Raw genomic sequence first — 384 nt, forward strand, 5'->3', positions numbered from 1 at the left:
ATATAATATAGTCCGTACGGGATTCGAACCCGTGTTACCGCCGTGAAAAGGCGGTGTCTTAACCCCTTGACCAACGGACCATAATATTAAAAATGGGCACGAGTGGACTCGAACCACCGACCTCACGCTTATCAGGCGTGCGCTCTAACCACCTGAGCTACGCGCCCAAGTTAAAAACTTGGTAATGAACAAATGTTCAAAGCGGGTGACGAGAATCGAACTCGCGACAACAGCTTGGAAGGCTGTAGTTTTACCACTAAACTACACCCGCTTGAAAAATGGGAGTTAACGGGATCGAACCGCTGACCCTCTGCTTGTAAGGCAGATGCTCTCCCAGCTGAGCTAAACTCCCAAATGAGCCTAGTTTCCACTAGACTCAACCTT

At 49.0% G+C, this 384-nt stretch carries 4 tRNA genes; all 4 read right to left on the reverse strand.

Annotation, left to right across the window (positions count from 1 at the left end):
- Positions 1 to 8 precede the first annotated feature (8 nt).
- Positions 9 to 80: transfer RNA gene (locus AC3E8G_RS10270), tRNA-Glu, on the reverse strand.
- Positions 81 to 93: 13 nt separating this feature from the next.
- Positions 94 to 167 (reverse strand) — tRNA-Ile (locus AC3E8G_RS10275).
- Between the two features lie 33 nt (positions 168 to 200).
- A tRNA-Gly gene (locus AC3E8G_RS10280) sits at positions 201 to 271 on the reverse strand.
- 8 nt (positions 272 to 279) lie between these two features.
- Positions 280 to 352: transfer RNA gene (locus AC3E8G_RS10285), tRNA-Val, on the reverse strand.
- Between the last annotated feature and the right edge of the window lie 32 nt (positions 353 to 384).

The organism is Streptococcus sp. SCPM-O-B-15294 (M123), assembly GCF_058200455.1.